The sequence below is a fragment of the Staphylococcus sp. HMSC055A09 genome, from assembly GCF_001809655.1.
Taxonomy (GTDB): domain Bacteria; phylum Bacillota; class Bacilli; order Staphylococcales; family Staphylococcaceae; genus Staphylococcus; species Staphylococcus capitis.
The window spans coordinates 379,646-390,314 of sequence record NZ_KV798364.1 but is presented as its reverse complement, the minus strand read 5'-3'; the positions used below and the strand labels follow the sequence as shown (position 1 = coordinate 390,314).

At 35.3% G+C, this 10,669-nt stretch carries 6 protein-coding genes and 1 pseudogene; 6 read left to right on the top strand and 1 reads right to left on the bottom strand.

Annotated features, from left to right (window positions below; genetic code table 11):
• Nucleotides 1-2,285, bottom strand: a pseudogene (locus HMPREF2642_RS11940) (hypothetical protein); the annotation flags it as partial.
• 88 nt (nucleotides 2,286-2,373) lie between these two features.
• Between HMPREF2642_RS11940 and HMPREF2642_RS11935 the strand changes: the two are divergent.
• The 6 genes from HMPREF2642_RS11935 to secA2 all read left to right on the top strand — a co-directional run bounded on the left by HMPREF2642_RS11935 (nucleotide 2,374) and on the right by secA2 (nucleotide 10,656).
• The gene (locus HMPREF2642_RS11935) at nucleotides 2,374-3,246 is read left to right on the top strand and encodes an LPXTG cell wall anchor domain-containing protein (protein WP_161800390.1); all 873 of its coding nucleotides are present in this window, start codon (nucleotides 2,374-2,376) and stop codon (nucleotides 3,244-3,246) included.
• 146 nt (nucleotides 3,247-3,392) lie between these two features.
• On the top strand, nucleotides 3,393-4,592 hold the full coding sequence (gene secY2, locus HMPREF2642_RS05005; RefSeq protein WP_023350957.1) for an accessory Sec system protein translocase subunit SecY2: 1,200 nt from the start codon (nucleotides 3,393-3,395) through the stop codon (nucleotides 4,590-4,592).
• Between the two features lie 10 nt (nucleotides 4,593-4,602).
• Nucleotides 4,603-6,171: an accessory Sec system protein Asp1 gene (asp1, locus tag HMPREF2642_RS05000; RefSeq protein ID WP_030062703.1), complete on the top strand. Its 1,569-nt coding sequence runs from the start codon at nucleotides 4,603-4,605 to the stop codon at nucleotides 6,169-6,171.
• Complete coding sequence (gene asp2, locus HMPREF2642_RS04995) at nucleotides 6,155-7,714, top strand: accessory Sec system protein Asp2 (protein ID WP_030062702.1); 1,560 nt, start codon at nucleotides 6,155-6,157, stop codon at nucleotides 7,712-7,714. Before asp1 ends, asp2 begins: the two co-directional genes overlap by 17 nt.
• Nucleotides 7,701-8,273, top strand: a complete 573-nt coding sequence (gene asp3 / locus HMPREF2642_RS04990; protein WP_030062701.1) for an accessory Sec system protein Asp3 — start codon at nucleotides 7,701-7,703, stop codon at nucleotides 8,271-8,273. The genes asp2 and asp3 overlap by 14 nt, the downstream gene beginning before the upstream one ends.
• Nucleotides 8,248-10,656: an accessory Sec system translocase SecA2 gene (secA2, locus tag HMPREF2642_RS04985; protein ID WP_030062700.1), complete on the top strand. Its 2,409-nt coding sequence runs from the start codon at nucleotides 8,248-8,250 to the stop codon at nucleotides 10,654-10,656. The genes asp3 and secA2 overlap by 26 nt, the downstream gene beginning before the upstream one ends.
• Nucleotides 10,657-10,669 lie beyond the last annotated feature (13 nt).

The window sequence follows — 10,669 nt, the reverse complement described above, 5'->3', positions numbered from 1 at the left end:
GATTCAACAAGCGCAAGTACGTCTGAATCACTAAGTACATCAACATCAGAAAGTGAATCTGGGTCAACAAGCACATCAAGTAGTGACTCCACAAGTACAAGTACATCAACAAGCACAAGTGAATCAGAGAGTGCTTCAACATCTGACAGTACATCCGAATCAACAAGCACATCAGAAAGTGATTCAACAAGTGAAAGTACGTCATTATCAGAAAGTACATCAGAGTCAACAAGCAGAAGTGAATCAAGTAGTACAAGTGAATCACTAAGTGACTCAAGCAGTGAGAGTACATCATTATCAGACAGTACTTCAAAATCAATAAGTGCATCAGATTCAGAAAGTAAATCTGTGTCTGAGAGTACATCTGACTCAACAAGTGAAAGCACTTCATCATCAACAAGTATGAGCGATTCAGAGAGTGAGAGTACTTCAAAATCTAACAGTACATCTGAATCAGTGAGTGAATCAGAAAGTGAATCAGGCTCAATAAGCGCGAGGGATTCTGAAAGCACTAGCACATTAACTTCTGCAAGTGTGAGCGATTCAGAAAGTGCGAGTACATCATTATCTGCTAGTAGGTCAGAGTCAACAAGTACAAGTGCCTCATCTTCAACGAGCACAAGCGATTCAAGTAGTACAAGTGAATCACTAAGTGGCTCAAGCAGTGCTAGTACATCAGACAGTGAAAGCACATCAATAAGTGATTCAGAATCTGCTAGTACGTCATTATCAACAAGTGAGAGTGATTCAACAAGCGTAAGCGCGTCTGATTCACTAAGTACATCAGAATCAGGCAGTGAATCTGTCTCAATAAGTACAAGTAATTCAAGTAAAGCAAGCGAATCACTAAGTGACTCGATTAGGGAGAGTAGGTCAATTTCAACAAGTACGAGTGAATCAGAAAGTGACTCAAGTAGTACAAGCACATCATTATCAGATAGTACGTCAGACTCAACAAGTGAATCCAATAGCGATTCAACTAGCCTTAGCACATCAACTTCAGCAAGCGAGAGTGGCTCAAGTAGTATAAGTGAATCGCTAAGTGGATCAACAAGTGCAAGCACGTCAACATCAGTGAGCACGAGTGACTCAGATATCACAAGCACGTCAATAAGTGAATCCATTGCTAGCGCTAGTGCATCAGAGTCAACAAGCGCAAGTACGTCAGCTTCTACGAGCATAAGCGATTCAGCCAGTACAAGTGAATCATTAAGTGACTCAAGCAGTGCGAGTACATCATTATCAGAAAGTACATCAGAGTCAACAAGCGACAGTACATCAACAAGTTTAAGTAACTCAGATAGTACAAGTATTTCGATGAGTGATTCAGATAGCGAAAGCAAGTCACTAAGTGGCTCAACAAGTACATCAGGTAGTACTTCAGTTAGCGCAAGTACGTCGGAATCACTAAGTACATCAACATCAGATAGTTTAAGTACGTCACAAAGCGACTCATCAAGTGAAAGCACATCAACATCAACAAGTCTAAGTACCTCAGACAGTACAAGTACTTCGACGAGTGCTACAAATAGTGCAAGCGAGTCACTAAGTGGCTCAACAAGTACATCAGGTAGTACTTCAGTTAGCGCAAGTACGTCGGAATCACTAAGTACATCAACATCAGATAGTTTAAGTACGTCACAAAGCGACTCATCAAGTGCAAGCGCATCAATAAGCGACAGTACATCAACAAGTCTAAGTAACTCAGGTAGTACAAGTGCTTCGATGAGTACTTCAAACAGTGCAAGCGAGTCATTAAGTGGCTCAATAAGTATTTCAGATAGTAACTCAATTAGCGCAAGTACGTCGGAATCACTAAGTACATCAACATCAGATAGTTTAAGTACGTCACAAAGCGACTCATCAAGTGCAAGCGCATCAATAAGCGACAGTACATCAACAAGTCTAAGTAACTCAGGTAGTACAAGTGCTTCGATGAGTACTTCAAACAGTGCAAGCGAGTCATTAAGTGACTCAACAAGTACCTCAGGTAGTACTTCAGTTAGCGCAAGTACTTCAGAATCACTAAGTACATCAACATCAGATAGTTTAAGTACGTCACAAAGCGACTCATCAAGTGCAAGCGCATCAACAAGCACTTCAGACTCAGAAAGCACATCAACATCAACAAGCGACAGCGCATCCACAAGTCTAAGTAACTCAAACAGTACTAGCACATCACTAAGTGACTCGATATCGTCATCATTAAGTAATAGTAATTCGCTAAGTGACAGTACATCAGGCTCATTAAGTGATTCTACCTCAGGAAGTACATCTATAAGCACAAGCACTTCAATTAGCGATTCAACAAGTATGAGTACATCTGAATCAGAAAGTGAGTCAATATCATCTAAGAGTCAATTCTCATCCTCGATGGTTGAACCGACTAGCACATCGTTGCCAGAATTTGATTTACCATCATACTTGGCTTCAGAATCAATCAGTGCTTCAACATCAATGAGTAGTTCAGAATCACTAAGTACATCAACATCAGATTCCTTAAGTGATTCGACATCGACGAGCGTATCGCTTTCAAACAGTGATTCAACATCAAATTCTCAATCAGTCAGTGATTCTAACTCTAGTAGCACATCAAGTTCAGAAAGTGTCTCTACGTCAGGTAGCACATCAAGTTCAGATAGCATGTCAACATCAATTAGCGATTCAACAAGTATGAGCAACTCTGAAAGAGGAAGCTCAACAGACAGTACATCGACATCAGAAAGTGACTCAACATCAGATAGCGCATCAATGAGTAGATCAACGTCAACCAGCGATAGCACTTCTAATAGTTTAAGTACATCTACGAGCACATCCGACTCAGATAGTACTTCAATGAGCACAAGTACGTCTGAATCAATAAGCACATCGACATCTACAAGCAACTCGGATTCTTCAAACCATCAAGGTTCGCTTGTGGATCCTAGTGGATTCAAACCTAGTCACCAAAATCCAGGTGAACAACATCTTAGTGGTAGTATGGATTCTTCAGAATTAATTAATTCTAATCAGTCGAATAAAGAATCTAATTTCACTTCTGAAAATGAACACAATCATAATCAAGTGACTCAACATGGTAGAAAACATTCAGATCAACAAAATGACAAAGCATTACCTAATACTGGTGAAGATGAAACAAATAGAGGCGGATTAGTTTCATTAGTATTAACAATGCTAGCTGGTTTAGGATTAATTAGAAGATCTAAAAAAGACAAAAATAAAGATAGAAAAAATAATGAAGATTAATCATAGCGATTAGTTACTTAATATTAAAAAGGCTAGGGTAATATAAATAAAATGATTACTATTACAAGTAAAACTAATTTATTTATCTCCTTAGCCTTTTTGATATCATTTGAAAATGAAATAAACCATTTGATTAGGGTGAAAATATGTTGAAAGAATTTGAATATAAAATTCTATATAAAAGAATATTATTTACATGTTTCATTTTAATTATTTACATACTTGGCAGTAATATTTCTATTGTCGGTAATGAAGCAATTAAACAACATAAGGATTCATTCTTTAAGCTAGCAATTTCCAATGTCGGTGGAGACTTAAATACATTGAATATTTTTTCACTAGGACTTGGACCGTGGTTAAGCTCAATGATTATCATTACCCTAATGAATTATAAAAATGAAGATAAAGTGAAAACGCAAACGCGCGTGGAACGTCATTTTAAAGAAAGATTATTAACACTTCTTTTAAGTACGATTCAGGGATTCTATATCATACATTCATTTATTAATAAAAAGGCGATAACTGATACAAATATTTTTATATTGTTACTTGTCTTAATTACAGGAACGTTATTTTTAGTATGGTTAGCTGACCAAAATACCACATACGGTATTGCTGGACCTATGCCAATTGTATTAATGAGCCTTGTTAAATCAATGTTCAATAGTCATTTTGCTAAATTAAATTTAAATCCAATACTATTGGTCATTATCATCTGTTCATTGGCTTTGATACTCTTCATCTTACTCTTTATAGAACGGTCAGAGTATCGCTTAGAATACAATGATATTATGAATATTTCTTCAAAGGATACACCAACTTATTTGTCGTGGAAGTTAAATCCGGCAGGAAGTATAACGATAATGATGAGTTTATCTATCTTCATACTTGAGAATAATATAGTTAATCTCATAGGTAGACTTGCCGTAGATAAGGATTTTGAGACGACTATTTTCAGTTTTTCAAACCCTATAGGTATTACAATCTATTTATTGATGCAAATCGTATTAGGGTATGTCTTATCACGATTTTTAATTAATACGCGACGTAAATCGAAAGAATTTCTTAAAAACGGAAATTATTTTGAGGGGATATATCCAGGTAAGCATACGACACGATTTTTATCACAAAAAGCACGCCGTGTATGTTGGTCTGGTTCAATCATTGTAGCTATTGTGTTAGCTATTCCATTATATTGTTCATTACTTGTGCCACATTTATTTGAAGAAATTTACTTTTCGATTCAATTGATTGTCTTTGTTTATATAGGTATTAATATCGCAGAAACACTGCGTGCGTATTTATATTTTGATGGTTACAAGCAAATATTAGATAAATATTGGTAAGGAGGAAATTATGAAGCGATTTATTCCTGCATGGTATAGTCATGATAAATGGTGGGAAAGTACATCAGTACCTTTCTATCAAAAGCGTCAATACACAGACTTTGATGATATGATCAGTTTAATGACAATGCATAGTAAAAATAATGTGGATTATCAGTTGATGATACTTAGTTTCAGTCCTTATCTCAGAACTTTCCTTCACAGATATGATTTGTTTGAAACTAACTATTGGTCAGTGTTTGATGATATTCAAGGTGTTAGTCATCAAACCCCACAGGCAATTGATTATCGAGATTTAGCGTGGCCTGAAAATACAGAATTTATATTTACTCCTTATCAAATTCAGGCGGTCACAGGTGAACATACTTTTTCAAAGATACACTTTAGTCAAGAAGGATATTTAATGTGGATAGAAGACTTTCAACACAATATAATCCAACGACGCTATGTCATTGATGATAGAGGTTTTATTTCAGCGGTTAGAACATATACTGAGACGGGTCAAAGTAAAATGAAACATTACTTCTCAATCAAAGGAGAAGAAATATTTAAAGAAGATTTGAGAAATAAAACAGTGACAATTAAGGAGCAATTCCAATCAAATTTTAAACAAACAACTTATGCAACTATGGCAGATTTAATTGAAGAAAAGTTTAAAGAGTATGCCGAAAGAGAGATTAAAAAAGATGACTTAATCATCGTTGCATCAGATGAAAGACACAATTCAGTGATGGCTCATACGATAGATGAGTCTTCTTTATGTTTTTCAGTATTTACAGAGCGAAATAAGAAAGTGACGCCTGAACTATTTGATTCAATCTCTCAAGCACGCTATTGTCTGGTCGATACGCAAGACAATCAGAGAGAGATTCAACGTTATGCTAAGGAGTCTCAAACGCATCTACATTTATTAAGAGTAACGCCCTTTGATGCGCAAACGATATCTAATAAAAGTAGTCAACTCTATGATACGTATGTAGGATTATGGATAGATCAATTACCTAAACATGAATTGCGAGTGATTTTAACTTCATTATTTCAATATATACAACAAAAAGATCATTTCAAGTTAAAATTACTTACCAAATACAAGAATGATCCAAACGATTGGTTAATGGAAGAAATTGCTCGACTCAATGATACGTACCACCAAGAAAAACAAGAACATTCTGATGAAATTGAGGATATATTGGCATCACAAATAAAAAAAGAAACGGTCATAGAATTGGAGTATGTACCTTTTTCAGAAGACTTTGTTAGAGCTATCTCCAATTTAAGGTTAGTTGTCGATTTATCAAATGAACCCGACCTTTTTCTACAAATTTGTTGTATAGGCGCAGGTGTGCCACAAGTTAATTATAGAGGGACTGATTATGTTAAACATGAACAGAATGGTTTAATCATAAAAGATATTTCTCAAATCGTCTCAGCTTTAGATTATTTTTTAGTACATTTAAAAAAGTGGAATTATTCGTATGCATATTCCATGAGATTAGTAGATGAATTTAGTTCTATAAATATCATTCATCAAATTAATCAATTGTTTGAAGGTGATGATAAATATGCCACGTACATTTAAAGTACTCCAAATTGGAGGGAATGATTTAGAAAACCTTTTTGAAAATAAAAGAGAAGTCGAATGGGATTATATAGATACGGCTGTATTTGATTTTGAAAGTGGTTATCTCCAAGCAGTAGAAGCTCTTATAGAACAAAACGGGGCATTTGATTTTGTGTTTACACAAGCGCCGTACTCTGAGTCACTTATCAATTTATTCAAAATCGTTAGCACGCCCTATAACACGGTGATAGACGAGGCATATTGGGATGTGCATTTTCAAGAAGAAAAGGTCGTTCAGCAAAATTTTATCAAACCTCTCAAGTATGATAATGAGGAAGATTTGCATCAGAAATTACAGGCGATAACATTTCCTGGGCAATATGGTGATAAAGTAACACCTATACATTGTCGTGTAAATACAGCGTTTATTGGAAAATACCAATTTAACGGTAATGAATCGTTAGAGATTTCGGGAAACTTTGGCGACCAACTTACACCTCTTGTCACATGGAGTCGAAACATTATTGCTGATGAAAATAAAGTCAATCAAATATGGCCAGAATTTAAAATTGAAGGTGAAGTTAAGATACAGTATACGCTACGTATGATACCGGTCTACTCTACTGAGCAACCAGTTGAAACATTCATCTTTGAACAGAATGAATTAGACCAACCGATAGAGTTGCCTGCGAGACCGTATAAAGCTAATGTGAGTATTTCTCTCAAAGCGCAAGGAGAAGGTACGTTGTTTGTAGGTTCAATTCACAAGCGTTGGTCTAGGTTGGAATTAGGTCAATTTATTCTAGGAGGACAACGGTTTAGCGATAAAAACCGTAATGAGTTCTTTCATTACTTCAATCCAGGTGATTTTAAACCACCATTGAATGTGTATTTTAGTGGCTATAGAACTGCTGAAGGCTTCGAAGGTTTCTTTATGATGAACCGTTTGAATGCACCTTTCATTTTAATTAGTGATCCTCGAATTGAGGGTGGGGCCTTTTATTTAGGATCTGAAGATTATGAGAATGGCATTAAAGATGTCATCCTGGGTGCGTTAGATTATTTAGGTTTTACCCATGACCAATTGATACTTTCAGGATTATCAATGGGATCTTTTGGTGCTTTATATTATGCGACACGACTTCAGCCGGCAGCAGTGATAGTAGGTAAACCATTGATTAATGTCGGAACGATTGCTAATAATATGAAGCTAGTCCGTCCTAACGACTTTGGTACATCTTTAGATGTTTTAAGATCTAATGAAGGCGGTATTTCTGAAAATGAAATCAACCAACTTGATCAAAAATTTTGGAATCAAATACACAACAGTCAACTCACCCAGACAACATTTGCGATTGCATATATGGAGCACGATGATTATGATATCAATGCCTTTCATGAATTATTACCAGTACTTACAAAACAATATGCGCGTGTAATGAGTAGAAGTGTACCAGGGAGACATAATGATGATTCTTCGACAATTACTAACTGGTTTATCAATTTTTATCATTTAATCATGGCACAACAATTTGGGAGAGAATCACATGCAAGAAGCTAAACAATTTGAAGTGAAATGGCGATTAGTCAATTTAACTACATTTATGTATGGCACTAAGTTACATTTTAATAATGATGATATTTATTTTGAAAATCCACTCATGCCTTCAGGTACAGTGATTCACAATTGGTATATGCTGACGAACTTTACAGAAGATCGTGTGAGTCCTAAACTTCCGATATTAAAAAAAGGACATCGTTACTTATTTAAATTTAATTTTCAAGTTGAGCCTGAAGGAGCAGCCTATTTCAAAATTAAGTTTTATCGTAAAAACAAAGAACAATTTGAATACAAAATTATTAAAAATAAGGAAGAAGAAATCGTTTATCCGTTAGAAGCGCATTCTTATCAGTTGGAGTTAGTTAATGCTGGAATGGATCATCTTCACTTTCAAAATATAACGATTGTGGAACTAGGAGATGGGACATACCGTAACCCAAGTACTGCAAAAGGCATTAACACTAAAGAGAAGTTTGAAATTATGAATCGTGTGATAAAAAATGCAAGAACGTATGACTTGGATGCACTTTCCGATGCTGGAGGTGAAAACCGTGAATAGCGGTATTAACACAATCATTAACAACATGAGATTGCGTCGAGTGAGTAAATCTTTAAAGCAAATTAATTCATTAAGCAAGGAATATGCGAACTATACAGATGAACAATTAAAAGCGAAAACGCTACAATTTAAAGAACGGTTACAATCTAGTAAAACTACCTTGGACAAGTTATTGCCTGAAGCGTATGCCACTGTACGTGAAGCGTCGAAACGTGTGCTTGGAATGTATCCAAAGGATGTTCAAGTACTTGGAGCAATTGTCATGCACCAAGGTAATATTGCTGAGATGCAAACGGGTGAAGGTAAAACTTTAACGGCTACGATGCCACTGTATTTAAACGGGCTCGCAGGAAAAGGTGCCTACCTTATTACTACTAATGAATATCTTGCGAAACGTGATTATCAAGAGATGAAACCATTATATGAATGGCTTGGCCTTAGCGCATCTCTTGGCTTCGTCGATATACCAAACTATGAATATGAAGAAAATGAGAAGTATCATCTATATCATCATGATATCGTCTATACGACGAACGGTCGTCTTGGCTTCGACTATTTAATTGATAATTTGGCTGACGATATACAAGCTAAATTTCTACCAGACTTAAATTTTGCAATTATTGATGAGGTCGACTCAATTATTTTAGATGCAGCTCAAACACCACTCGTTATTTCAGGTGCACCACGTGTACAATCTAATTTATTTCATATTGTTAAATCATTTGTAGAAACACTTGAAGAGGATGTTCATTTTCAAGTGAAATTTAATAAAAAGGAAGTTTGGTTAACTGAAGAAGGGATAGAAGCGGCGAATCATTACTTTAAAGTAAATAATATGTACGAGAATCAACATTTTGATTTAGTCAGAATTATCAACTTATCGCTTCGTGCAAAGTATTTATTTAAGTATAATTTGGATTATTTTATCTTTGATGGTGAAATCGTGTTAATTGATAGGATAACAGGGCGCATGTTGCAGGGTACTAAACTGCAGTCAGGTTTACATCAAGCGATTGAAGCGATTGAAGATGTTGAGATTTCTAGGGATATGAGTGTGATGGCGACGATTACATTCCAAAACTTGTTTAAACAATTTAATCAATTTTCCGGAATGACAGGGACCGGTAAACTAGGGGAAAAAGAATTCTTCGATTTATATTCCAAAATAGTGGTAGAAATCCCAACTAATAGTCCAATTAAACGTGACGATCGTCCAGATAGAGTCTTTGCGAATGGAAATATTAAGAATGAAGCGATTTTAAAAAGTGTCGTTGATATTCATCGCACACAGCAACCAGTACTTCTTATTACTAGAACAGCTGAAGCTGCAGAATATTTCTCACAGCAATTATTCAAAAAAGACATACCTAACAACTTGCTTATCGCACAAAATGTTGCGAAAGAAGCACAAATGATAGCAGAAGCTGGGCAATTATCAGCGGTAACAGTGGCGACAAGTATGGCTGGACGAGGTACTGATATTAAATTAGCTAAAGATGTCTTCGAAATTGGTGGATTAGCAGTCATAATTAATGAGCACATGGAAAATAGCCGAGTAGACCGTCAATTGAGAGGGCGTTCAGGACGTCAAGGAGACCCAGGGTATTCTCAAATTTTCGTATCATTAGATGATTATTTAGTAAAACGTTGGAGTAATTCTAATTTAGTGGGAAATGAAAAACTACTATCGTTGGAATCTTCAAAATTAGAAAATAGTACACTATTCCAAAGACGAGTGAAGTCAATCGTTAATAAAGCGCAACGGGTTTCTGAAGAAACTGCCATGGTTAATAGAGAAATGGCTAATGAATTTGAAAAAAGTATTAGTATTCAGCGAGAAAAAATTTATGACTTAAGAGATCAAATTCTTGAGAGAGAACACTTTGAGGACTTTAACTTTGAACAATTAGCGCGAGACGTCTTTGCGAATGATATTAAATACAAAAAGTTAATCAACGAAGAAGCACTGATTAATTACATTTATAAAAATTTAAGTTTTGTTTTTAATGAAACTGTTTCAAATATAGACATTAAAAATCGTGAAGAGGTTATACAGTTTTTAATAAAACAGTTTAAGCAACAACTTAATCATAATCTGAAAGAAGTATCTGACCCATACTTAAAACGCCGTTTTTTACAAAAGTCCTTTATAAAAGCAATTGATAGTGAGTGGATAGAACAAGTGGATAACTTGCAACAACTTAAAGCAAGTGTCAATAATCGACAAAATGGTCAACGAAACATCATTTATGAATATCACAAAGTTGCTTTAGAAACGTATGAATTAATGGCGAAGGACATCAAAAGAAAAATCATTCGAAATTTATGCTTAAGTATTCTAACATTCGATAAATCTGATGATATGGTCATCCATTTTCCATAAATAAAGAGGTGTA